Source organism: Streptomyces sp. MUM 203J (assembly GCF_022414595.1).
Taxonomy (GTDB): Bacteria; Actinomycetota; Actinomycetes; order Streptomycetales; family Streptomycetaceae; genus Streptomyces.
In genome coordinates, this window is record NZ_JADWYO010000080.1 from 1 (window position 1) to 24,143 (window position 24,143).

The following is a 24,143-nucleotide window of genomic DNA, read 5'->3' on the forward strand; positions in this document are numbered from 1 at the left end:
GTTTCGGTGGTCATAGCGTTAGGGAAACGCCCGGTTACATTCCGAACCCGGAAGCTAAGCCTTTCAGCGCCGATGGTACTGCAGGGGGGACCCTGTGGGAGAGTAGGACGCCGCCGAACTAATTGTGGGAAGGCCCCGCACTGTCATCAGTGCGGGGCTTTCTGCATTCTCCGACCGTTTTCGCCGCGCCCGTCCCCTCAACGAGGTGAAGGCCGCGGTCCTATCCCCGGCAGGCCCCGGCGGAACGGATACGGACAGGAGGATCAGAGGCGGCCGGACGACTTCAGCGCCAGGTAGGCGTCAGCAAGTGCAGGGGCGAGATCCTCAGGCGTCGCGTCGACGACGGTGACCCCGTGGCGCTGGAGCTGCTCCGCCGTATGGCGGCGCTGAGCCTGTGACTGGGTTCCCGCAGCGGCCTCGTACACGGCCTGAGCACTGCCCCGGCCCTTCGCCATTTCCGCAGCGCGCGGATCGGAGACGGAGGCCACGAGCACGGTGTGCCGCCGGGTCAGCTGTGGAAGTACGGGGAGCAGACCTTCCTCGATCGGCGCGGCGTCCAGACCGGTGAGCAGGACGATCAAAGAGCGGCGCGGAGCGTTGCTCAGTGCCGTAGAGCTGAGCCCGCGGGCATCCGTCTCGACGAGTTCGGGTTCCAAGGGGGCCATGGCGTCCACCATGGAGTGGAGAACGTCGCTCGTGGAGCGCCCCTGCACGCGGGTGCGGATGCGGCGGTCGTAGGCGATCAGGTCCACCCGGTCACCGGCACGGGAAGCGAGCGCGGTGAGGAGCAGCGCTGCGTCCATCGCGGCATCCAGGCGTGGGACGTCCCCGACACGGCCGGCGGAGGTGCGCCCGGTGTCGAGGACCAGGAGGATGTGGCGGTCACGCTCCGGACGCCAGGTGCGCACGGCCACCATGGACTGCCGGGCGGTGGCGCGCCAGTCGATGGAGCGAGTGTCATCCCCGGGCACGTACTCGCGAAGGCTGTCGAACTCGGTTCCCTCACCGCGGATGAGCACGCTGGTACGGCCGTCGAGTTCACGGAGTCGGCTGAGACGGGACGGCAGGTGCTTGCGGCTGGTGAAAGGCGGCAGGACGCGCACGGTCCAGGGCACATGATGGCTGCCCTGGCGTGCGGCCAGGCCGAGGGGGCCGTAGGAGCGGACGGTCACGCGGTCGGCTTGTCGGTCGCCACGGCGGCTGGGCCGCAGGGTCGTGGTGACCCTGCGGCGTTCCCCTGTGGGCACGGTGAGCTTGTGACGTGACGCGGTCTGGTCGGGACCCGAGGTCCAGCTGCTGGGTGGCCAGGCGTCGCGAATCTGGGCGCGCAGGAGGCGCCGAGAGGGATTGGTGACGGTGAGCTGAACGTCGGCACTGTCACCCAATCGAACATTCGTGTCACCACTTCGAGTGAACCGGAGGGTTCGCACTGGCGCGGCGAGCAGGTAGTCGCACAGAATTGCGAGTGAGAGAGGGGCGTTGACCGCCAGCATTCCCGTCCAGCTGGGGGTGAGGATGCCGACGGGCAATGAGCCGACCGCGGCCAGCAGCGCGGTTCGTCCGGTGAGGGCCATGGGGTCACTGCCTCAGTGAGGGCGTGGCGACGTGGGCGAGGATCGAGTTGATGACGGAGTCCGCGGTCACTCCCTCCATCTCCGCTTCGGGGCGCAGTTGGATGCGGTGCCGGAGCGTGGGGAGAGACAGGGCCTTGACGTCGTCGGGGATGACATAGTCCCGGCCGGTCAGCCAGGCCCAGGCGCGGGCTGTGGCGAGCAGGGCCGTGGCGCCTCGTGGCGAGACGCCGAGAGTGAGTGAGGGGGAGTCACGGGTGGCGCGACAGATATCGACCACGTAGCCGACGATTTCGGGAGCGACCGAGACAGCGGCGACCGCTCGGCGGGCGGCCTCCAGATCGGTGGAGTCGGCTACTGGCCGAATGCCGGCGGCCTTGAGATCGCGCGGGTTGAAGCCTGCCGCGTGACGCATGAGGACGTCGATCTCATCGTCCCGTGCAGGAAGAGGAACCGTCAGCTTCAGCAGGAAACGGTCGAGTTGAGCCTCCGGCAGAGGATAGGTGCCCTCGTATTCGACCGGGTTCTGCGTGGCGGCGACGAGGAACGGTTCGGGCAGTGGACGGGGTACGCCGTCAACTGTGACCTGGCGTTCCTCCATGGCTTCAAGGAGGGAGGACTGGGTCTTGGGCGGGGTGCGGTTGATCTCGTCCGCGAGAAGGAGGTTGGTGAAGACAGGGCCGGGCTGGAAGGAGAACTCGGCGGTCCTGGCGTCGTAGACGAGAGAGCCCGTCACGTCGCTCGGCATCAGGTCAGGGGTGAACTGGACACGCTTGGTGTCGAGTTCGAGGGAGGCGGCGAGGGCACGGACGAGCAGTGTCTTGGCGACTCCCGGCACGCCTTCCAGGAGGACGTGGCCTCGGCAGAGCAAGGCGACGACGAGGCCGGTCACGGCGGGGTCCTGCCCGACCACGGCCTTCGCGATCTCGGTGCGCAGGACTTCCAGCGAGGCGCGGGCGCTGTCCGAGGTCTCAGCGGTCTCGGGGGTCGGGGCACTCATGAGGTGCGTACCTCTCTTTCGAGGGCGTCGAGGTGGTCTGCCAGGCGGACGAGCGCGGCGTCATTGACGGGAGTCGGTCCGAACAGCAGCTCCCGCAGGTCTGTCTGACCCTCGGTGAGCCGGGCGGAGAGAGCGGGCAGCAGGGTGCCGGGGGAGTGCGCCTCTCTTGTCGGAACCCCGACGAGCGGCGCGAGACGCGTGCGGGCTGCCGAGCGCAGCACGGCGGCGGCACGGTCACGGGCGTTGGCCCGGTGGTACAAGCGGGCGCGGCCCTCGGTCGTTTCCGAGGCGCGGATGGCGACAGGCAGGCGTTCCATGACGAGCGGCCCGAAACGGCGTCCACGCCAGATCGCGGCGAGAACTGCGGCCAGGGCGAGTTGGAGCGTGCCCCACAGCCAGCCGGACGGGATCAGGTCGAAGAAGCTCTCACCGCCGGCTCCGCCCGCGGTGTCGTCTGCGGTGGCGGAGGAGTCGGTGAGTGAAGGGAGGTACCAGACAAGACGGTTGTGCGAGCCGAGCAGCTGGAGGGCGAGCGAGGCGTTGCCCTGTTCGTCGAGACGGTCGTTGAAGAGGATGTCGGCGGACCCGAGAAGCACGGTCTCGGCGCCCGACGGATCCTTCAACGTGACGAGAGTGGGGAGGCCGTCACTGACGTAGCAGGACTCGGCGGCGGTACCGGGCGTGACGCCGTACCGTTCGCCGCCGAGGTCCACCGAGCCGGCGCGGACCGCCTCCGGGAGGTCGCAGCCCGGCGCCAGGACGTCGACGTCGGTCGGCAGGTCGGCGGTCACACCCGGGGCCAGCACATCCAGGGACGGCCACCCCGCGGAGACGAGTACCGTGCGGGCGCGTGCCGTGTCCATGTGCGCGCGCAGCGCGACCTGCTGGCTAGCCGTCAGCAGGTCCGGGCTGGCGACGAGGAGCGTGGTGTCCTCGTTCGTGGCTGCGACCGCCTCTTCGAGGCTGGTGACGACCTGGGTGGACACACCACGGGCTTGCAGCAACTCGGCGACGGCCCGGCTGCCGTTCCGGTCCGCGGAACGCGGGTCGAGCCGGCCGTGCTTCTCGCCCGAGCCCGCGAGGGCCAGGATGATTCCCGCGACGATGACCAGGGTCAGGATCAGCAGGACCCCCCGGGCCCGTGCCCACACATGCCGGCCCTGCCCCGGGAGGGAGGTGTCGGAGGCGGTCACTGAGTGCCTCCCCGGGGCGTGCTCTCCAGTTGCGGCCTGGCCTTCTGTACGGCTGTGTCCACGTTCTTCAGGCGTTGGTATGTTCCCTGGTCCGCGGTGCGGCCCCCGTATGTGACGTCGTCGAACTCGCGGGCTGCGGCGCGCAGCTCGGCGGCGTGGGACGGCAGTGAACGACCCGCCTCGGCGGCGGCCTCGTCAGCCGTACGGCCCGGACGCGGATCCAGCAGGGTGCGTTCCTCCAGGGACCGGACCAAGGCCCGTGTGCGCTCCTGGACCGCCTGGTTCCAGCGCCCGGCGGCAGCGTGCTGCTCGGCCGCCGCGCGGTGGTCCGAAGCGGTGCGCGGGCCGTCCTCGAACAGGGAGTCCGCCGTCGCAGCGGCCCGCCGCGGAGGACCGAGCCGCCACCACAGGGCGGCGATCAGCGCCATGACGGCCAGGACAATCACCACGACGCCGAACAGCCCTCCCGGAGTGGCGTTCGACGCCGAGGTGAAGAGCTCGCCCACCCAGTCCCAGAAGGCGTCCATGGCGCGCATCAGGAGGTTCGGTTCGTCCTTGCCGTACATCGGCTTGGACAGCTCCCGCTCGGCCGCCTCGCGCGCCGGGACACGTGGAATGTCCAGCGGAACGTCGTCGCCCCGGGCGTGCACGGCATGCCAGGCCGCTGTGACTCCCCCCGTCATCGGCACCGCATCAGCTCCGGGGAACGGCGTCGCCGCCGGGCGCCGCGGGGCCGTGGCCGGTGACGGCCGCGGCCCGGGCGAGTTCCAGGTCCAGTCCCTCTCGGCGGATGCGCTGATCCACGTACAGCAGGACGGTCACGCCGGCGGAGACCGGGTACATGATCGCGTACGTGATCACGGAGCCGATTCCGCTGATGATCAGGAAGGGCCATCCGAACTCGGGGGTCCCGCCGGAGAACGCGGAGGTGAGGCCGTCACCGTCGACCATGAACGCGAGGAGCGTGAACGGCAGGCTGATGACCAGGGCGACCAGCATGGTCAGGAGCCAGGTCAGGGCGTGAATCCCGAAGATCCGCCACCAGGATCCCCTGACCAGTCGCGCGGAGCGGCGCAGAGACGCCAGCACACCCTGCCGCTCCAGCATCAGCACGGAGTAGGAGAGGCTGAACCGGATGATCAGCCACATCATCCCCGCGAACGCCGCGGCGCCACCCAGCAGCACCAGTACCGCGCCGCCGACCGAGCCGAGCAACACGCCCGGGAGGACACCCACCGTCATGACGGCCAGGGCTATCACCGGCAGCAGCAGCGTCAGGCCGAGCAGCGGCAGGAACCGAGGGCGGGCGTCACGCCATACGTCGCTGAACGTGACCGGCTTGCCCAGTACCGAACGGCTCACCACGAACGTGAGCAGCGCCGTGGTGAAGAACGTCCCGACCAGACCGATCAGTGTCAGCGGGATCAGCGACACCGTGCTGAACTGGAGCGACTCGATCGCCTGGTCGACCTGCTCCGAGGGACTCGCGTCCGGGCTTATCGCCGGTGCCTTCCCCAGCAGGTAGCGGTCGATGAGGATCTGCGCCAGCTGCAGCAGGACCGACACGGTGACCGTGATGCCAAGGATGGTGCGCCAGTGGGTGCGGAGGGTGGACACGGAACCGTCGAGGATCTCGCCCACACCCAGGGGCCGCAGCGGGATGATGCCGGGCTTGGGTGCCGCGGGTGGACCCCAGCCGCCGTACGGGCCGCCACCCCGGGCACCCGGGCCGGGTGCGGGCGGCGGGACCTGCCCGTCCGGGCCACCGGCGGCCGACGACGACCACTGACCAGGAGGCGGCTGCTTCTCGGACCAGTTGGGCGCGAGGTCAGGGGCGTCGGCCGGGGCCTGCACACCCTCGCCCCGGCCTTCGGAGGGCGAAGGAGATCCGGGCGAGGCCCAGCCCGGAGAGTCGTTCACAGTCGTCCACCTCGTGGCATGGTCGCAGGGCCCGCTGGTCGAGCCTGCTCGGTCACGGCACCCGGCCGCCACGCAGGGCGCCAGGCTGCCAGCCATCGTGTCACGCGCTCCCTGCCCGCAGGCCAGGGCCCCGGCCTCATCCCCGGCTCGCACGGACGCCTTCAATGTGGGCCGAGTACGGGGCAGACTGAACGAATGGCTGATCAGTACGCAGGAACACTCCTCGACGACAAGCCGCCCGCCCCGCCCGTACTGCGCTGGGACGAGCCGCCGGAGGGCCCCGTAGTGGTGCTTCTCGACCAGACACGGCTCCCCGCCGAAGAAGTCGAGCTGATCTGCACCGACGTCCCCGCGCTCGTACGGGCCATCCAGACCCTCGCCGTGCGGGGCGCGCCCGTGCTCGGCATCGCCGGTGCCTACGGGGTGGCCCTGGCTGCCGCACGCGGCTACGACGTGGAGGAAGCGGCCGCCCTCCTCGCCAACGCGCGCCCCACCGCCGTGAACCTCGGCCACGGCGTACGAAGAGCGCTCGACGCCTACCGGAAGGCGTCGGGGCGGGGCACCGGGCCCGAACCGGCAGCCGCGCGGGCGGCGCTCGCGGAGGCACGGCGGCTCCACCACGAGGACGCCGCCGCCAGCGCCGCCATGGCCGCCCACGGCCTCACGCTGCTCGACGAACTGCTCCCGGGCGGAAGTCACCGCATCCTCACGCACTGCAACACCGGTGCGCTCGTGTCCGGCGGGGAGGGGACCGCGTTCGCAGTGGCGCTCGCCGCGCACCGAACCGGCCGACTGCGACGCCTCTGGGTCGACGAGACCCGCCCCCTGCTGCAGGGCGCCCGGCTCACCGCGTATGAAGCCGCCCGCAACGGGATGACGTACACGCTGCTCACCGACAACGCCGCCGGGTCCCTCTTCGCGGCGGGCAAGGTCGACGCGGTCCTCATCGGCGCCGACCGGATCGCCGCGGACGGCTCCGTCGCCAACAAGGTCGGCAGCTATCCGCTGGCCGTTCTCGCCAAGTACCACCATGTGCCGTTCATCGTGGTCGCCCCCCTCACCACAGTGGACCTGGGCACCCCCGACGGAGCGTCCATAGAGATCGAACAGCGCCCGGGCGGTGAAGTGACGCAGCTCACGCCGCCGACGGCGGTTGCGGGGGCGACAGTGGGTACGGGCGCGGGGACACAATGGGCGCCGCTCGGAACACAGGCCTACAATCCGGCGTTCGATGTGACGCCGCCCGAATTGGTGACCGCCGTCGTCACCGAGGCGGGCGTGGCATCGCCGGTGACCGGGACGGGAATCGCGGAGCTGTGTGCCAGGTCACGCCAGGTAACGATTAGCTAATGGGATGATGTCGATTATGAAGGGACGCGTCCTTGTCGTCGACGACGACACCGCACTGGCCGAGATGCTCGGGATCGTGCTGCGGGGTGAAGGGTTCGAGCCGTCGTTCGTAGCGGACGGCGACAAGGCACTCGCGGCATTCCGCGAGACCAAACCGGACCTGGTGCTCCTCGACCTCATGCTGCCCGGACGGGACGGCATCGAGGTATGCCGGCTCATCCGGGCGGAATCCGGGGTGCCGATCGTCATGCTCACGGCCAAGAGCGACACCGTCGACGTCGTCGTCGGCCTCGAGTCCGGAGCAGACGACTACATCGTCAAACCGTTCAAACCCAAGGAGCTCGTCGCCCGGATCCGGGCGCGCCTCCGCAGGTCCGAAGAGCCCGCCCCCGAGCAGCTCACCATCGGTGATCTCGTCATCGACGTGGCCGGCCACTCCGTCAAGCGCGACGGACAGTCCATCGCCCTCACGCCCCTCGAGTTCGACCTCCTCGTCGCCCTCGCCCGAAAGCCGTGGCAGGTCTTCACCCGTGAGGTCCTCCTCGAACAGGTCTGGGGCTACCGCCACGCCGCCGACACCCGCCTGGTCAACGTGCACGTCCAGCGGCTCCGCTCGAAGGTCGAGAAGGACCCCGAGCGCCCCGAGATCGTCGTGACCGTACGAGGCGTCGGATACAAGGCCGGACCGAACTGACATGTCCCGCGGCAGCACCGCTCCGAAGCCCGGCGACCCGGGAGTCCCTGCGGGGCGGGCTGCCGCACCCCGGCACACCTCCACACGCCTTGGCCGGCTCCGCCACGGCGGCCGTCTCCTCCAGGACGGCGCCCCCGGCGGTCCCGTCCTGCGGCTCCTCGTGCGCTGGCTCCGCAGGCCCCTGCTGCCCGCCGTAAGGCTCTGGCGGCGCAACATCCAGCTCCGGGTCGTCGCCGCCACCCTGTTCATGTCACTCGGAGTCGTGCTGCTCCTCGGCATCGTCGTCATGGGGCAGGTCCGCAACGGCCTGCTCGACACCAAGGAGAAGGCCGCACAGTCCCAGGCCGCCGGAGGCTTCTCGGCCGCCCAGGACGAAGCCGCGGCAGCCGCAGGACCCGCCCCCGGCGCCGACGGCGACGACACCGCTGCGGGCTCCTCACGGTCCCTGCTCAACTGGCGCTCCGACCTCGTCGTCCAGCTCGCCAGCGGAGGCGCGGGCGCCTTCGACGTCGTCGCCCTCAGCTCCGACACCGCCGGCAGCGCGCCCAGCCGCGGCGCCCGCGCCTCCGGCGGCGTACGCATCGAGAGCATCCCCGTCGCCCTCCGTGAAGCCGTCGCCCAGAGTGCCGACACGTACCAGACGTACACCCGCATCGAGTACGCCGACGGGCAGCACTCCGAAGCCGGACTGGTGATCGGCAAACGCCTCAACGACGTCGACGGCAACACGTACGAGCTGTACTACCTCTTCCCGCTCACCCAGGAAGAGGCCTCGCTCAACCTCGTCAAGACCACCATCACCACCGCGGGGCTCTTCGTCGTCGTGCTCCTCGGCGCCATCGCCTGGCTCGTCGTGCGCCAGGTCGTCACGCCCGTCCGCATGGCCGCGGGTGTCGCCGAACGCCTCTCCGCGGGACGCCTCCAGGAACGCATGAAGGTCACCGGCGAAGACGACATCGCCCGCCTCGGTGAAGCCTTCAACAAAATGGCCCAGAACCTCCAGCACAAGATCCAGCAGCTGGAGGACCTGTCCAGGATGCAGCGCCGCTTCGTCTCCGACGTGTCCCACGAACTGCGCACTCCGCTCACCACCGTCCGGATGGCCGCGGACGTCATCCACGAGGCACGTGAAGACTTCGACCCCGTCACCGCACGCTCCGCGGAACTCCTCGGAGACCAGCTCGACCGGTTCGAATCCCTCCTCTCCGACCTGCTGGAGATCAGCCGCTTCGACGCCGGAGCCGCCGCCCTGGAAGCCGAACCCATCGACCTGCGCGACGTCGTACGACAGGTCATCGGAGGCGCCCAGCCGCTCGCGGAACACAAGGGCGGCCGCATCGTCGTCGTGGGGGACGAGCAGCCCGTCATCGCGGAAGCCGATGCGCGGCGCGTCGAACGAGTCCTTCGCAACCTCGTCGTCAACGCCGTCGAACACGGCGAAGGCCGCGATGTCGTCGTCAAACTCGCCGCCGCCGGAGGAGCCGTCGCCATCGCCGTACGGGACTACGGCGTCGGCCTCAAGCCCGGCGAAGCCACGCGTGTCTTCAACCGCTTCTGGCGTGCCGACCCGGCCCGTGCCCGCACCACCGGCGGCACCGGGCTCGGACTGTCCATCGCCGTCGAGGACGCCCGGCTGCACGGCGGCTGGCTCCAGGCCTGGGGCGAACCCGGCGGCGGCTCACAGTTCCGGCTCACGCTGCCCCGTACCGCCGACGAACCCCTGCGCGGCTCCCCCATACCCCTCGAACCCGAGGACTCCCGGCGCAGACGGCAGCGCGCCGAAAGGGACACCGGCAGCGGCGGAGAGCAGGCCGAGCCCGGTCACACCCGCCACCGGAACAGCCTGCCTCTGCCGCCCCGTACGCCCGCATCGGCTCATCGGCCCGCAGCCACCGTCGACCCCGCCGCCCTGCCGGGCAACGGCACCCGGGTCGTCGCGCGCGGACAGGGACCGAGCCAGGGCGAGGCCGCGCCTCCCCGGCACACCGAGGACAAGCCCGACCCGGGCGGGCAGAAGGCGAACGGCGGAAACCGCCGTGCCGGGAACGACCGCGCCGGTGACGGCGGCTCCGGAGGCGGAGGCGACCGCGCAGGCAACGACCAGGAGGGCACCACACGTGGGCGCTGACCACCGTCAGCACAGCCGTGCGCGCAGCGCAGGACGCGGTACAGGCCGCGGGCTGGGGCTGCGGGGCCGACAGGCGGTCACCCTCGGCTGCGCCGCCGTACTGCTCGCCGGATGCGCCTCCATGCCCGACAGCGGAGACGTCACCCCCGTCAAGGCCTCCCGTCAGGGGGACTCCCAGGTGCGCGTCTACCCCGTGCCGCCTCGTGACAACGCCGAACCCGGCGAGATCGTCGAAGGCTTCCTGGAAGCGATGACCGGTGACGACCCCGGTTTCGCCACCGCCCGCAAGTACCTCACCCAACAAGCCGCCCAGTCCTGGCGCCCCGAGGAGCGCACCACCGTCCTCAGCGCCGCGCCCGTACCCCAGGCCGGGCGCAGCCGGCAGCAGGTCGACCGCGACCTGCCCCGTGATCCCCAGAGCCTGGTCTACCCGCTCAGCGGGCAGAAGATCGCGACGGTCGACGAGCGCCACGCCTACCGGCCGCTGGCCCCCGCGCCGTACAGCGAGACCATCCGGCTGGTCCAGCAGCGGTCCGCGGACGGCAAGGACAAGGAATGGCGTATCGACAGCCTCCCTCAGGGGCTTGTCGTCGGGGAGTCGGACTTCCAGCGCAACTACAAGTCCGTGAACACGTACTACTTCGCTTCGGGCAAGAACTGGGTCGTGGCCGACCCGGTCTACATTCGCAGGCGCCAGGATCCCGTGACGAAGATGGACTCCCTGACGCAGACCGTCAAAGCCCTCCTCGAAGGCCCCACCACCTGGCTCCAGCCCGTCGTCGAATCCCGATTCCCCGAGGGAACCGCCCTCGGCGAGGGGGTCACATCCCTCACGATCGACGACCGGAACACGCTGAAGGTCCCCCTTAACGGCAAAGCCGACAACGTCGGCCGCGACCAGTGCCGAAAAATGGCCGCCCAGATCCTCTTCACCGTGGGCGACCTCGCCTCCACCAAGGTGCAGCAGGTGGAACTGCTGCATTCCGACGGCCGCCGCGCGCTGTGCGTCCTCGGTGAGGACCAGAAACCCGACTTCTACGCCGACCACACAAGCGCCCTGCGGGAAACCCCGTACTTCGTCACCGCCGAAGGCAGACTCGCGCAGCTCCCGGCAGGCACCAAGGAGAGCGGCGATCCCCGGCCCGTGTACGGCCCCTTCGGCAACGGTCAGCTGGAGATCGAGAAGGCCGCGATCAGCCGTGACGAACAGCGCGCCGCCGCCGTCTCGCAGGGCGGGAGCGCCCTGCGGGTCGCCTCGATCGTCGCGGACGTGGAACTTCCCGAGGCCCTTGTCACCAGCCGGGGAGCCAAAGCGGAGGACCGGCTGTCCGCACCCAGCTGGGACGGTCGCAACGACCTGTGGGTGGCCGACCGGGACCCGGCTGCCCCACGGTTGCTCATGGTCCCCGGAGGAACCGGCAAACCGCTGACGGTGACCGCTCCCTGGCTGACCGGGGGCGTACGGGTCGAGGAACTCCGGGTCTCCGAGGACGGCGTCCGTATCGCGCTGAGACTCCAGCGGGACGGCAAGACGACGTTGCACATGGGCCGGGTGGAACGGCAGGGCTCCGGCGACCGGCAGAAGGTCGCTGTCGTGGACCTCCAGTCCATCGCACCGCGCATGGACTCCGTGGCCTCCGTGTCGTGGGCGGGGCCGAGCCGGCTCGTGGTCCTCGGCAAGCTCGACGGCGGCGTCCAGCAGATCCGCTACCTCCTGACCGACGGCTCCGCCACGGTCGCGGTGATTCCCGGTCTCAACCAGGTCACCACCGTCGCCGCCGCCAACGAGGAGCGGGTGCCTCTGGTCGCCGCGACCGACGACGGCATCGTGCGGCTTGAGGGCGGTGCCAACTGGCAGCCGGTGACGGAACACGGCGCCTCGCCGGTATACCCAGGCTGACCTGCGCGGATATCTGGTCGGGCTCTGTTGTGGCGCCCGGCCGCAGGGGGCTGCGCGGGAGTTGTCCACAGGGGTGGCGGTCGAGCCCGTCCGACGCCAGAGTGGACGTCATGCGGGGATGGTGGCAGGAGATCACCGGGCTGGTTCTGCCGGCGGACTGCGCGGGTTGCGGCCACCCCCGTACGGCACTGTGCGACGCCTGCGCCTGGGCGTTGCACGGTCGCCCCGCCGCCCGGGTGCGGCCCGCCCCCGCACCGGCCGGGCTGCCCGAGGTGTGGGCCGCCGCCCCGTACCAGGACGCGGTACGGGCCATGCTCCTCGCCCACAAGGAGCGCGGCGCCCTCGGGCTCGCCCGGCCGCTGGGCAAGGCCCTCGCAGGTGCGGTGCGGGGCCTGGCGGGGGCCGGGCGGGGCCTGGGCGCACCGGGCGGGCCTGCGGTGATGCTGGTGCCTGTGCCGTCAGCGCGGCGGGTGGTGCGGGCGCGGGGGCACGACGCGGTGCGGCGGGTCGCGGGCGAGGCGGCCCGGGCCTTGCGGGAGGCGGGGGTGGCGGCGCTCGTGGTGCCGGCGCTGCGGCAGCGGCGGGCGGTGGCCGACCAGGCGGGACTCGACGCGGCGCGCCGGCTGGTGAACCTGGCCGGGGCACTGGACGTGGTACCCGGGCAGGAGCGGCTGTTGCGGGGAGGGCGGATCGTCCTCGTGGACGATCTCATGACGACGGGGGCGTCCCTGGCCGAGGCGGCGCGTGCGGTGCGGGCGGGGGCGGGGGCGGGGGAGGCGACGGGGGGCTGGGTGGTGGGGGCGGCGGTGGTGGGCGCTTCTCCGAAAGCGTTCGCAATAAACCGGAACTGACGGGGAACTTGCAACGTTGCAGGTAATGAGGGACCAAGGGCACCTGTTTGGAGGTTTGTCCTGGTAGCGGGTGTCGGGACCCGTCCGATCGAGCTATGTTCGGTTGTACAGGAAAGGCGAATGCCGCCCTTCACCGAATGCGCCGTCATGCGTCCGGCGGGAATCCGGAGCGGGTCCGCAGATCGATGTTGTAGGGGTGGGGACCTTGTCGACTGGGGAGGAGGAGGTCGAAGTCGCCAAGTCCGAGGCCCCGGTATTCACCGGGGTCTGGTGCACAAGGGAGATGCTCGCCAGCATGTGAGCTGGTCGGAGCGATCCGGGAACGGAGTTCTGCGTGGACATCGTCGTCAAGGGCCGCAAGACCGAGGTGCCCGAGCGGTTCCGCAAGCACGTGGCCGAGAAGCTGAAGCTGGACAAGATCCAGAAGCTCGACGGCAAGGTGATCAGCCTCGACGTCGAGGTGTCCAAGGAACACAACCCGCGGCAGGCCGACCGGTCCGACCGTGTGGAGATCACCCTTCACTCCCGAGGCCCGGTGATCCGGGCGGAGGCGGCTGCAGGCGACCCGTACGCAGCGCTTGACCTCGCGACTGCCAAGCTGGAGGCGCGGCTGCGCAAGCAGCACGACAAGCGCCACACGCGCCGCGGCAACGGCCGTCTGACCGCGGCCGAGGTGCCGGACGTGGTGCCGGGTGTCGCCGCGCTCAACGGGACCGGTGTCGCCGTCCTCGAAGAGGACACGGGCGTTCCCACCACCCGGATGGGGTCGCTGGAGGTCCAGGGCGAAGGGCCCCTTGTGGTGCGCGAGAAGACCCACCGGGCCGCCGCCATGTCACTCGATCAGGCGCTCTATGAGATGGAGCTGGTCGGGCACGACTTCTATCTGTTCGTCGACGCGGAGACCAAGCAGCCCAGCGTCGTCTACCGGCGTCACGCCTACGACTACGGCGTCATCCACCTGGAGAACGACCCCCTGGCGGGTACGGAGAGCCGCGGGCTGGGCGGAGCACTCGGCGGCTGACCGCTTGTGACCGGTGCTGTCCGGTCTCTGATGATCCCGACTCGATGTGGTGCCCCCGGAAGCGCCGTATGCGCCCCCGGGGGCACCCCCGTGCCACCGAAGGATCACCGTTTCGGCTGCTGGGCATGAAATCATGGCGGCGCGTGCCAACGGGGCGGCGAAGGCTCCGCGTTGGCACGCTGACCATGAACTTCAGGGCCCTGGCCTGCAGGGGGAGGAACGATGGCGGACAGCTTCGGCCCGGTGCACCATCCGGGCGGCGCCGGCGCCCCGGACGGCGGGGTGGGCCCGCGGGGTGGGCCCGCCGGCCCGGGAGACGACGACACGCCCCGCAGGGAACCCATCAGGGTCCTCGTCGTTGACGACCACGCCCTGTTCCGTCGGGGACTGGAGATCGTCCTCGCGCAGGAGGAGGACATCCAGGTCGTCGGGGAGGCGGGAGACGGCGCGGAGGCCGTCGACAAGGCCGCTGATCTGCTGCCCGACATCGTGCTGATGGATGTGCGGATGCCGAAGCGCGGCGGCATCGAGGCATGTACCTCCATCAAGGAGGTCGCCCCCAGCGCGAAGATCATCATGCTGACGATCAGTGATGAGGAGGCCGACCTGTACGACGCCATCAAGGCGGGCGCGACGGGTTATCTCCTCAAGGAGATCTCCACGGACGAGGTCTCCACGGCGATCCGGGCCGTCGCGGACGGGCAGTCGCAGATCAGCCCCTCCATGGCGTCGAAGCTCCTCACCGAGTTCAAGTCCATGATCCAGCGCACCGACGACCGCCGCCTCGTGCCGGCGCCCCGGCTCACCGACCGGGAGCTGGAGGTGCTGAAGCTGGTGGCGACCGGGATGAACAACCGGGACATCGCCAAGGAGCTGTTCATCTCCGAGAACACGGTGAAGAACCATGTGCGGAACATCCTGGAGAAGCTTCAGCTGCACTCCAGGATGGAGGCGGTGGTCTACGCGATGCGGGAGAAGATCCTGGAGATCCGCTGACAGGCGGGGCGGGTCCCGTCCTGCTACGACAGGGCGCCCTGCAGCGGTCCTGCCAGGTCCGGGTGGGTCACGCGGTCGACGCGTACCGTGTCGCAGCCGACCCACTCCGCGGCCTCCCGCAGGGCCCGGGCCATGGGGGCCACCGCCTTGGGGCCCTCCAGGGACACCTGCTTGGCCACCAGTGTCGTGCCCTCACGCGCAGGGTCGACCCTGCCCAGCAGCTTCCCGCCGGCCAGCAGCGGCATCGCGAAGTAGCCGTGCACCCGCTTCGGCTTCGGAACATACGCCTCCAGCCGGTGGGTGAAACCGAAGATCCGCTCGGTACGGGCCCGCTCCCAGATCAGGGAGTCGAACGGGGACAGCAGGGTCGTCCGGTGGCGGCCGAGCGGCGCGCTCGCCAGGGCCTCCGGGTCCGCCCAGGCCGGTTTCTCCCAGCCCTGCACGCGGACCGGTACGAGGCCGGATTCCGCGACCACCGCGTCGAACTGCTCGCCCTTCAGCCGGTGGTAGTCCGCGATGTCCGCGCGCGTGCCGACGCCCAGGGCCTGCCCGGCGAGCCGCACCAGACGGCGCAGGCACTCCGCGTCGTCGAGTTCGTCGTGCAGCAGCTCGGCCGGGACGGCGCGCTCCGCCAGGTCGTACACGCGTTTCCAGCCGCGCCGCTCCGTGCACACCACCTCGCCGTTCATGAGGGCCCGCTCCACTGCGACCTTCGACGCGGACCAGTCCCACCACGGGCCGCCGTTCTTCGCGCCGCCCATCTCCGTGGCGGTCAGCGGGCCGCGCTCGCGGAGCTGCCCGATCACCGTGTCGTACGCGCCCTCGGGCAGGTCGTGGGCCCACTGCGGGCGCCGCCGGTAGGCGCGGCGGCGGAACGCGAAGTGCGGCCACTCCTCGATCGGCAGGATGCACGCCGCGTGCGACCAGTATTCGAAGGCGTGGCCCTCCGTCCAGTACGCCGTGTCGACGGTGCGGCGGCCCACGGCGCCCAGTCGGGCGTACGGCACCAGTTCGTGCGACCGGGCCAGGACCGAGATGGTGTCCAGCTGGACGGCGCCGAGGCGGCGGAGTATGCCCCGGACGCCGGCCCGGCGGTCCGGGGCGCCGAGGAACCCCTGGGAGCGCAGGACGATGCGGCGGGCCTCGTCGGCGGACAGTTCGGTGCGGGGACGCGGCAGGGTCGTCGTCATGGTGCCGAAGATAACCGCGGGCACTGACAGTCCGTTCCCGCTCGGCTGCCGCCCCCGCTAGCTCTTCGGCGGCAGGTAGGGGACCGTGCCCGGCAGGCCCAGGTCGGAGGGGAGCAGGGAGCCGATCCAGCAGTCCCGGTGGGTGCCCCGGTGGCCGAGGCCCGCGCGGAGGACGCCCTCGAGGGTGAACCCGGACTGTTCGGCCACGCGGCGGGAGCCGGTGTTGCCGACCTCGGCGCGCCACTCCAGTCGGCCGCAGCCCAGGCCGGTGAAGGCCCAGGCGGCCACGGTGCGCACCATCTCGGTGGCGTAGCCGTTGCCCCGGTGTTCCTTGGCGGTCCAGTAGCCGATCTCCCAGGTGCCGCCGCGGGGGTGGTGGAGGCTGGTCGCGGCGAGCAGGGGGCCGCCCTCGCGGGGCCGTACGGAGAAGGTGTACTCCGTGTCGGCGCGCCAGGCCCCGGGGACGTACCGGCTGACGAACTCCTCGGCGTCCTGCTCGCGGTACGGGGAGGGGACCGGTATCCAGCGCTGGATGTCCGGGTCCTGGCAGGCGGTGTGGACCTCTTCGGCGTCGCCGGGCGTGAAGGTGCCCAGGTGGAGGCGGTCGGAGGTGAGGGTGACGGGTTCCATGACGCGATTCTCGTGGGGGTGGGTCCGGCGCACGACCGCTTTTCGTGTCGATGTGCCGGGCCGTGCGGCCGAGGGCGGGGGACGGGGCTCGCGCGCGGAGGGCGGCCGTGGCGACTTTCGGGTGGCTTTCGCGGGCGGCGGCACTTTCCGTGGGGGCCGCGCGTTGTGCTTCTGGGCGGTGGCCGGCCCGTCGGCGGCCCGTCGGCGGCGGCGGACCTCCCGGCGCGGCGGTGTCCTCGCTTACGATGACCGTTGCGGTGGGGCCCACCTGCCGTGCCCGTGCCCGTGTCCGTGACAAGACCCAGTGCCAGGCCCGACCGGCAAGGAGACCAGCCTCAGTGTCCGTCTTCAACAAGCTCATGCGTGCAGGCGAAGGCAAGATCCTGCGCAAACTGCACCGCATCGCGGACCAGGTCAACTCCATCGAAGAGGACTTCGTCGACCTCTCCGACGCCGAGTTGCGGGACCTCACCGCCGAGTACAAGCAGCGGTACCAGGACGGGGAGAGCCTCGACGACCTGCTCCCGGAGGCCTTCGCGACCGTCCGCGAGGCGGCGAAGCGCGTCCTCGGCCAGCGCCACTACGACGTCCAGATCATGGGTGGTGCGGCGCTGCACCTCGGCTACGTGGCGGAGATGAAGACCGGTGAGGGCAAGACCCTCGTCGGTACGCTCCCCGCGTATCTGAACGCGCTGTCCGGCAAGGGCGTGCACCTGATCACGGTGAACGACTACCTGGCCGAGCGCGACTCCGAGATGATGGGCCGCGTGCACCGGTTCCTGGGTCTGTCGGTCGGCTGCATCCTCGCGAACATGTCGCCCGCGCAGCGCCGCGAGCAGTACAACTGCGACATCACGTACGGCACGAACAACGAGTTCGGGTTCGACTACCTCCGCGACAACATGGCGTGGTCCCAGGACGAGCTCGTCCAGCGCGGTCACAACTTCGCGTGTGTGGACGAGGTCGACTCGATCCTCATCGACGAGGCCCGTACGCCGCTCATCATCTCCGGTCCGGCGGACCAGGCGACCAAGTGGTACGGCGACTTCGCCAAGCTGGTCCAGCGCCTCAAGAAGGGCGAGCCGGGCAACCCGCTGAAGGGCATCGAGGAGACCGGCGACTACGAGGTCGACGAGAAGAAGCGGACCGTCGGCATCCATGAGGCCGGTGTCGCCAAGGTCGAGGACTGGCTGGGCATCGACAACCTCTACGAGTCCGTGAACACTCCCCTGGTCGGCTACCTGAACAACGCCATCAAGGCGAAGGAGCTGTTCAAGAAGGACAAGGACTACGTCGTCATCGACGGCGAGGTCATGATCGTCGACGAGCACACCGGTCGTATCCTCGCGGGCCGCCGCTACAACGAGGGCATGCACCAGGCGATCGAGGCGAAGGAGGGCGTCCAGATCAAGGACGAGAACCAGACCCTCGCCACGATCACCCTGCAGAACTTCTTCCGTCTCTACGACAAGCTGTCCGGCATGACCGGTACGGCCATGACGGAGGCCGCCGAGTTCCACCAGATCTACAAGCTGGGTGTCGTCCCCATCCCGACGAACCGGCCCATGGTCCGCAAGGACCAGTCGGATCTGATCTACCGCACCGAGGTCGCGAAGTTCGCGGCGGTCGTCGACGACATCGCGGAGAAGCACCAGAAGGGCCAGCCGATCCTCGTCGGTACGACGTCCGTCGAGAAGTCCGAGTACCTGTCGCGGCAGCTGTCCGACCGCGGTGTTCCGCACGAGGTGCTCAACGCGAAGAACCACGAGCGCGAGGCGTCGATCGTCGCCCAGGCCGGCCGGAAGGGCTCCGTCACGGTCGCCACGAACATGGCCGGCCGCGGTACGGACATCAAGCTCGGCGGCAACCCGGACGACCTGGCCGAGGCGGAGCTGCGGCAGCGCGGGCTGGACCCGGTGGAGACGCCCGACGAGTGGGTGGCGGCACTCCCCGGTGCGCTGGAGAAGGCGGAGCTGGCCGTCAAGGCGGAGTCGGAGGAGGTCCGTGGGCTCGGCGGCCTGTACGTGCTGGGCACGGAGCGGCACGAGTCGCGGCGGATCGACAACCAGCTGCGCGGTCGTTCCGGCCGTCAGGGCGACCCGGGCGAGTCCCGCTTCTACCTGTCGCTCGGTGACGATCTGATGCGGCTGTTCAAGGCGCAGATGGTCGAGCGCGTCATGGCGATGGCGAACGTGCCGGACGACGTGCCGATCGAGAACAAGATGGTCACGCGTGCCATCGCGTCCGCGCAGTCGCAGGTCGAGACGCAGAACTTCGAGACCCGTAAGAACGTCCTGAAGTACGACGAGGTCCTCAACCGGCAGCGCGAGGTCATCTACGGCGAGCGTCGCCGCGTGCTGGAGGGCGAGGACCTGCACGAGCAGATCCGCCACTTCATGGACGACACCATCGACGCGTACATCCAGGCGGAGACCGTCGAGGGCTTCGCGGAGGAGTGGGACCTGGAGCGGCTCTGGGGCGCGTTCAAGCAGCTCTACCCGTGCGGGGTCGGCATCGAGGAGCTGGAGGACGCCGCCGGGGACCGGGCCGGGATCACGGCCGAGTTCATCGCGGAGTCCGTCAAGGACGACATCCACGCGCAGTACGACGCGCGCGAGAAGCAGCTCGGCTCGGAGATCATGCGTGAGCTGGAGCGGCGGGTCGTCCTGTCCGTGCTGGACCGCAAGTGGCGCGAGCACCTGTACGAGATGGACTACCTCCAGGAGGGCATCGGCCTGCGCGCCATGGCACAGAAGGACCCGCTGGTCGAGTACCAGCGCGAGGGCTTCGACATGTTCACCGCGATGATGGAGGGCATCAAGGAGGAGTCCGTCGGCTACCTGTTCAACCTGGAGGTCCAGGTGGAGCAGCAGGTCGAGGAGGTCCCGGTGCAGGCCACGGCTGAGAAGCCGTCCCTGACGAAGGAGGAGGGCGTCCCGGCGGCCGTCGCTCCCCGGCCGGAGATCCGCGCCAAGGGCCTGGAGGGTCCGCAGCGGCCGAACCGGCTGCACTTCACCGCGCCCAAGGTCGACGGTGAGGGCACGGTCGTCGAGGGCGACTTCGACAGCGGCGCGGACGGCCGTGGGCAGGCCGACGGGATGACCCGCGCGGAGCGCCGGAAGGCGCAGAAGGGCGGGCGCCGCCGGAAGAAGTGACCGGCGCCTGAGTCTTGCCGGCGGGGCCGGTACGTGTCGTTCGGGCACGTACCGGCCCCGCCGGTCTGTCTCGGTCAACGGGGGCGGGCGGAGGCGTGGGGGGCGCGGTGCGCGGGTTCGGCGCCGAGTTCCACGGCCGCGCAGCGCCACTTGCGGTCCGGGCCCCGCTCCAGCCGGAACGCCATCGCGCGGACCCGGTCTCCGGCCTTGACGGAGGCGAACGCCTCCACGACGCCCGGTCGCAGCGGCGCGGCCCTGCAGCGGCGCACGGAGGGGCGGGCTGTCCTTCCGTCGGCCCTGAGCGCGTTGCCCGCGGCGCGGAGCGGGTTCGCCGGGGCGAGGCGGACGAGCTGCTCGTACGCCTCCCCGACGGTGTGGCCGAGCATCCAGTGCACGGGGCGTTCGCCGGTCAGCACCGCGAGCAGCCGCCACGCGAACATGTCGTGCGGTTGCACAGGGCGTGCGGTGCGCGGGACGGCGGCTCCCGGGGCGGTGCCGGCGGGTGGGCGGGGCGGCTTCGGGCGGACCGCGCCGGCGCGTGACTCCCCTGGGCGGGGACCCGGGCCGCGCAGGCCACCGGGACGGCGCGGGTCCCGGCGCGTGGGGGGCGCGGCGCGGCGGGGTGACGGGGCGGGTGCGGTGCGGGGTGTGGGACGGGGGCCGGGGCCGGTGGGGGCTGCCGGTGCGGTTGTGCCCGGCTCCTGGACCGCGGGGGGGCCGGCGGCGAAGGAGGCCCGGGGCGGCATGGTGTGGGTGGGGCCCGTCGCGGACCCCGGTGGGGGTGAGGGGCACGCGGGGGCGGGCTGGGGCGGTGGGCCGGTGGTGGCCGTGGCCGTGGCCGCGGGTGCCGGGTCTGCGGGCGCGGTTGCCGGCGGCGGGCTTTCGAGTGCGCCGGCGGGATCGTGGGCGTCGCCTGTCGCGGTGGGCGGGGTGAGGCCCGGCAGGGCCGGGTCCCGGGGCCCGGCGGGTGCGGGGATGCGGGCGGTCGACGCGACGTGGGGCGCGGCGGACGGGGTGGGGGGATTCGGGGACGGCGTGGGGCGGGGCATGGGCTGTCCGTTTCCGTGGGTTTCGGGTACCCGGGGGTAACTTGGTGGGCCACTTCTACGGGGGGCGGGCGCGGGCCGCAACGACCCGTCGGGCTGTGCCGGAACCGGCCGGAGCTTCACCTATCCAGGTGGTGCGCGGGGGCGGGGACGTACCGGAGCGGGGCACCCGGACCGTGCGGGGTGGACGGGGCGGAGGGTGCGGAGGGGCCCCCGAAGGGGGACGCGCGCACGTATCCTGAGGGGGTCTGTCGACTACGAAAGCGGCCTGTCTCATGCGTGTGTACGTTCCTCTGACCCTCTCCGGTCTCGCACAGGCGCACAGGACGGGTGAGCTGGGCCCCGGGCGTCTGACCGCCTACGCCGTCACGCCGGGGCTGCGCGAGTGGTACGTCTCCGACGACATCGAGGAACTGGAGTACGCCGCACTCAGCCGGGCCGCCGCGGCGTCCCTGCGCATGCTGGCGGGCGACCCGACGGCCGCGCGGCGCCGGGTCGTCCTCGCCGTGGACGTGCCGGACTCGGCCGCCGCCGCCGACCCGGACCGCAGCCTGGACCCGTCGTCCGTCGGTGAGGTGCGCATCGCCGGGCCGGTCCCGCTGGCCAAGGCCGCGGCCGTGCACGCCGACGCCGACGACGCCGAGGGCGCCGTCACCGCGGCGGCGGACGCCCTGGGCGCGGCGGACATGGGCGACGACGACGCGCAGTTCACCGTCGACGGGGCCGAGGACCACGAGCTGCTCTGGTACGGGGTGCAGGAGATTCCCGGGCTCGTGGACTGAGCGCCTCCGGTCGGCCGGGACGGATTGTCGGTGGCGGCCGGTACCGTTTCTGCATGGGGAAGCACAGCGCGCACCTGGTCTGGGACTGGAACGGCACACTGCTCGACGACATCGGCGCGGTCATCGAGGCGACGAACGCCGCGTTCGAGGAGATCGGCATGGAGCCGATCACCCTCGCCCGGTACCGGGAGCTGTACTGCGTGCCGGTTCCGAAGTTCTACGAGCGGCTGATGGGCAGGCTTCCCTCGGACGAGGAGTGGGCCGTCATGGACGGGGCGTTCCACCGGCACTACTGGCAGCGGGCGGACGCCTGCGGGCTGGCCGACGGCGCGGCGGAGCTGCTGGCCGCGGCGGCGGGGGCGGGGCGGACGCAGTCGCTCTTGTCGCTGGCCCCGCACGAACGGCTGGTGCCGCTGGTTCGGCAGCACGGCATCGCGGACTGGTTCGTCCGGGTCGACGGTCGGCAGGACACCTCGACCGCGGGGAAGGCCGGGCACATGGTGCGGCACCTGCGGGAGCTGGAGGGGGTGGCGTCCGAGCGGGTCGTCGTCATCGGTGACGCGGCGGACGACGCGGTCGCGGCGGCGCACGTGGGGGCGAGGGCGGTGCTGTACACCGGGGGGTCGCACAGCCGGGCGAGTCTCGCGGTGGCGGGGGTGCCGGTCGTCGATTCGCTGGCGGAGGCGGTGGCTGTGGCGGAGGAGTTGGTGCGTTAGTGCTGCGCCGACGGCCGGCCCAGTCTCCAAAATAATTTTTGCAAAAATACTTTTGGAGACTGGAGGTGTCCCCCTAGGCTGCCGTCATGATCAGTGATGAGGGCAGGCGTGTACTCGATCCCGGCCGCGACGCCGCGGCACTGAAGGCCCTCACCCACCCGCTGCGGATCCGGCTGCTCGGGCTGCTGCGCCAGGACGGGCCCGCCACGGCCAGTGAGCTTGCCGTCGTGACCGGGGAGTCGTCCGCCTCGACCAGTTATCACCTGCGGGTGCTGGCCAAGCACGGGTTCGTCGCGGAGGCCGAGCACCGGGACGGGCGGGAGCGCCGTTGGCGGGCGGTGCACGCGGTGACGTCCTGGGACAACGGGGCCATGGAGGCGTCCCCGGTCAGCCGCGCGTTCGTCAGCCTCTCGCGCAGGCGGCAGGTCGAGCATCTGGAGGCGTCGCTCGTCCGGTACGAGGCGGATGCGGCAGAGGGGCGGCTCGCGCCCGAGTGGGCGCAGGCGGCGGGGATCAGCGACCTGATGCCTCGGCTGACGCCGGAGTCGCTGCGCGAGCTGATGGAGACCGTCGCACGGACGGTGGAGGAACTGGCGGCGCGGGACGCGGGGGACCCGCGGGCCGAGCAGGTCGTGTTCCTGGCAGCCGGGCTGCCGCTGGCGGCGCGGGTGCGGGATGCGGCGGCGGCCGGGGAGAGCGGCGGCGGAGCAGCCGCCGGGGGCGACGCCGGGGCGGCTCGTGCCGGGGGTGACGGGGAGGCCGGCGAAGGGGCGACCGGTGAAGGGGAAGCCGGAGTCCGTGACGCCGGTGCGGGCTCGTGAGCGGGGTGCCGGACATACGTGCCGCGGAGCGGCGGTACGTCGCGGTCTGTGTGCTCTTCTGGCTTCCGGTGGGAATGGCCCTCGCACCGCTGGTCCTGCTGTTCACCGAGCGGGGCATGGCCATGGCGGCCATCGCCGGGTTCTTCGCGGCGCACTCGCTCACGGCGGCGGCGCTGGAACTGCCCACGGGCGGGCTCTCCGACGTGCTCGGGCGCCGGGCCGTGCTGGCCGCCGCCGGGCTGCTGACCGTGGCCGCCCTGGCCCTCGCGGCACTGGGCACCGCGGCGTGGGTGCTGACGCTCGGGATGGCCCTGATGGGTGCGGGGCGCGCGCTGTCCAGCGGGCCCGCCGAGGCCTGGTACGTCGACACCGTGCAGACCCGTGCGGGGCCCGGAGCCGAGCTGCGTACCGGGCTGGCACGCGGTAGCTTCGCGACGTCCGCCGCGCTGGCCCTCGGCACGCTGGCCGGGGGCGGGCTGCCCTGGCTGCTGTCGGTCGGCCCCGGGCTGGGGGAGCGGATGAGCACGGCGACCTCCGGCGTGGTGCTGCCGCTGTCGGTCCCGCTGCTGGTGGGGGCGGTGATCGAGGTGGTCTTCGTGGCGTACGTCCTGACGGCGCTGCCCGAGCCCGCGCGGGCGACGGCCACTGCGCGGGGTGTGCTGCGGGGCATCCCGGTGACCGTGCTGGAGGGGCTGCGGCTGGGTGGGCGCGACGCGCTCGTACGGCGGGTGCTGCTCACCGCGGCGGCGACCGGGGGTGCCCTCGCGGCGGTCGAACTGCTGACGCCGGGGCGAGCCGCCATGCTGACGGGGGCGTCGGAGTCGGGGGCGGTGCTGTTCGCCGTGCTGGCCTGCGCGGGGTTCCTGTGTGCGGCGGCCGGGAGCCGGCTCGCGCCGGTGGTGGCGCGGTGGGCGGGCGGGGGTGAGCGGGCGGTGCTGGTGAGCCTTGGGACGAGTGTGGGCGGGCTCCTGCTGCTCGGTGCGACCGCCTCGGCGGCGGGCGTGGTTCCGCTGGTGCTGGCGGCGGCGGGATACGGGCTGGTGTACCTGGGGCTGGGGGCGGCGGGGCCGAACGAGAACGAGCTGCTGCACCGGCGGGTGGCGAGTGCGGGGCGGGCCACCGCGCTGTCGGTCCAGTCACTGGCGATGCAGTCGGTGGGGGCGGGGGTCGGGCTGGTCG

20 protein-coding genes and 1 rRNA gene are annotated in these 24,143 nt (G+C 71.4%); 13 read left to right on the plus strand and 8 right to left on the minus strand.

Annotated features, from left to right (window positions below):
• Window positions 1–2 precede the first annotated feature (2 nt).
• A 5S ribosomal RNA gene (rrf, locus tag I3F58_RS26770) occupies window positions 3–119 on the plus strand.
• Window positions 120–263: 144 nt separating this feature from the next.
• Here the strand turns inward: rrf and I3F58_RS26775 are convergent.
• Genes I3F58_RS26775 through I3F58_RS26795 form a run of 5 tightly spaced genes read right to left on the minus strand, consistent with a single transcriptional unit; the run spans window position 264 to window position 5,684 of the window.
• Window positions 264–1,574: a DUF58 domain-containing protein gene (locus I3F58_RS26775; protein WP_240111281.1), complete on the minus strand. Its 1,311-nt coding sequence runs from the start codon at window positions 1,572–1,574 to the stop codon at window positions 264–266.
• 4 nt (window positions 1,575–1,578) lie between these two features.
• Complete coding sequence (locus I3F58_RS26780; protein ID WP_240111282.1) at window positions 1,579–2,571, minus strand: MoxR family ATPase; 993 nt, start codon at window positions 2,569–2,571, stop codon at window positions 1,579–1,581.
• Window positions 2,568–3,764, minus strand: a complete 1,197-nt coding sequence (locus tag I3F58_RS26785; RefSeq protein WP_240111283.1) for a DUF4350 domain-containing protein — start codon at window positions 3,762–3,764, stop codon at window positions 2,568–2,570. The genes I3F58_RS26780 and I3F58_RS26785 overlap by 4 nt, the downstream gene beginning before the upstream one ends.
• The gene (locus I3F58_RS26790; protein ID WP_240111284.1) at window positions 3,761–4,447 is read right to left on the minus strand and encodes a DUF4129 domain-containing protein; all 687 of its coding nucleotides are present in this window, start codon (window positions 4,445–4,447) and stop codon (window positions 3,761–3,763) included. The genes I3F58_RS26785 and I3F58_RS26790 overlap by 4 nt, the downstream gene beginning before the upstream one ends.
• Window positions 4,448–4,457: 10 nt before the next feature.
• Complete coding sequence (locus I3F58_RS26795) at window positions 4,458–5,684, minus strand: hypothetical protein (protein WP_240111285.1); 1,227 nt, start codon at window positions 5,682–5,684, stop codon at window positions 4,458–4,460.
• A gap of 195 nt (window positions 5,685–5,879) precedes the next feature.
• Between I3F58_RS26795 and mtnA the strand changes: the two genes are divergently transcribed.
• The 7 genes from mtnA to I3F58_RS26830 all read left to right on the plus strand — a co-directional run bounded on the left by mtnA (window position 5,880) and on the right by I3F58_RS26830 (window position 14,624).
• Complete coding sequence (gene mtnA, locus I3F58_RS26800) at window positions 5,880–7,034, plus strand: S-methyl-5-thioribose-1-phosphate isomerase (RefSeq protein WP_240111286.1); 1,155 nt, start codon at window positions 5,880–5,882, stop codon at window positions 7,032–7,034.
• 4 nt (window positions 7,035–7,038) lie between these two features.
• A complete protein-coding gene (gene mtrA, locus I3F58_RS26805) occupies window positions 7,039–7,728 on the plus strand; it encodes a two-component system response regulator MtrA (RefSeq protein WP_187703247.1) in 690 nt (229 codons plus the stop codon).
• A gap of 1 nt (window position 7,729) precedes the next feature.
• Window positions 7,730–9,856, plus strand: coding sequence for an MtrAB system histidine kinase MtrB (gene mtrB / locus I3F58_RS26810; RefSeq protein ID WP_240111287.1), 2,127 nt, complete (start codon window positions 7,730–7,732; stop codon window positions 9,854–9,856).
• Entirely contained in the window at window positions 9,846–11,756 is a 1,911-nt protein-coding gene (locus I3F58_RS26815; RefSeq protein ID WP_374208042.1) for an LpqB family beta-propeller domain-containing protein, read from the plus strand. Before mtrB ends, I3F58_RS26815 begins: the two co-directional genes overlap by 11 nt.
• Before the next feature lie 110 nt (window positions 11,757–11,866).
• Window positions 11,867–12,607 carry a ComF family protein gene (locus I3F58_RS26820; protein ID WP_240111288.1) on the plus strand — a complete coding sequence of 247 codons (741 nt, stop codon included), beginning with the start codon at window positions 11,867–11,869 and terminating at the stop codon, window positions 12,605–12,607.
• Window positions 12,608–12,941: 334 nt separating this feature from the next.
• A complete protein-coding gene (hpf, locus tag I3F58_RS26825; RefSeq protein ID WP_240111289.1) occupies window positions 12,942–13,628 on the plus strand; it encodes a ribosome hibernation-promoting factor, HPF/YfiA family in 687 nt (228 codons plus the stop codon).
• A gap of 222 nt (window positions 13,629–13,850) precedes the next feature.
• The gene (locus tag I3F58_RS26830) at window positions 13,851–14,624 is read left to right on the plus strand and encodes a response regulator transcription factor (protein WP_240111290.1); all 774 of its coding nucleotides are present in this window, start codon (window positions 13,851–13,853) and stop codon (window positions 14,622–14,624) included.
• A gap of 23 nt (window positions 14,625–14,647) precedes the next feature.
• On the opposite strand, the gene I3F58_RS26835 is transcribed toward I3F58_RS26830, so the two are convergent.
• On the minus strand, window positions 14,648–15,814 hold the full coding sequence (locus I3F58_RS26835; protein ID WP_240111291.1) for a winged helix-turn-helix domain-containing protein: 1,167 nt from the start codon (window positions 15,812–15,814) through the stop codon (window positions 14,648–14,650).
• 57 nt (window positions 15,815–15,871) lie between these two features.
• A complete protein-coding gene (locus tag I3F58_RS26840; protein WP_240111292.1) occupies window positions 15,872–16,444 on the minus strand; it encodes a GNAT family N-acetyltransferase in 573 nt (190 codons plus the stop codon).
• Between the two features lie 338 nt (window positions 16,445–16,782).
• On the opposite strand from I3F58_RS26840, the gene secA reads away from it, so the two are divergent.
• Window positions 16,783–19,599, plus strand: a complete 2,817-nt coding sequence (gene secA / locus I3F58_RS26845; RefSeq protein ID WP_240111293.1) for a preprotein translocase subunit SecA — start codon at window positions 16,783–16,785, stop codon at window positions 19,597–19,599.
• Between the two features lie 74 nt (window positions 19,600–19,673).
• On the opposite strand, the gene I3F58_RS26850 is transcribed toward secA, so the two are convergent.
• On the minus strand, window positions 19,674–20,054 hold the full coding sequence (locus I3F58_RS26850) for an Rv3235 family protein (protein ID WP_374208043.1): 381 nt from the start codon (window positions 20,052–20,054) through the stop codon (window positions 19,674–19,676).
• Window positions 20,055–20,920: 866 nt separating this feature from the next.
• Here I3F58_RS26850 and I3F58_RS26855 point away from each other — a divergent pair.
• From I3F58_RS26855 to I3F58_RS26870, 4 genes are all read left to right on the plus strand, one after another.
• Complete coding sequence (locus tag I3F58_RS26855; RefSeq protein WP_240111294.1) at window positions 20,921–21,427, plus strand: hypothetical protein; 507 nt, start codon at window positions 20,921–20,923, stop codon at window positions 21,425–21,427.
• A 53-nt stretch (window positions 21,428–21,480) separates the two neighbouring features.
• Window positions 21,481–22,143 (plus strand): HAD family hydrolase, encoded by a 663-nt coding sequence (locus I3F58_RS26860; RefSeq protein ID WP_240111295.1) that lies wholly within the window; start codon window positions 21,481–21,483, stop codon window positions 22,141–22,143.
• Between the two features lie 86 nt (window positions 22,144–22,229).
• Window positions 22,230–22,964: a helix-turn-helix transcriptional regulator gene (locus I3F58_RS26865; RefSeq protein WP_240111296.1), complete on the plus strand. Its 735-nt coding sequence runs from the start codon at window positions 22,230–22,232 to the stop codon at window positions 22,962–22,964.
• Window positions 22,961–24,143, plus strand: a 1,183-nt coding sequence (locus I3F58_RS26870) for an MFS transporter (protein ID WP_240111297.1), incomplete at its 3' end; no start/stop codon positions are given. The genes I3F58_RS26865 and I3F58_RS26870, both read left to right, overlap by 4 nt.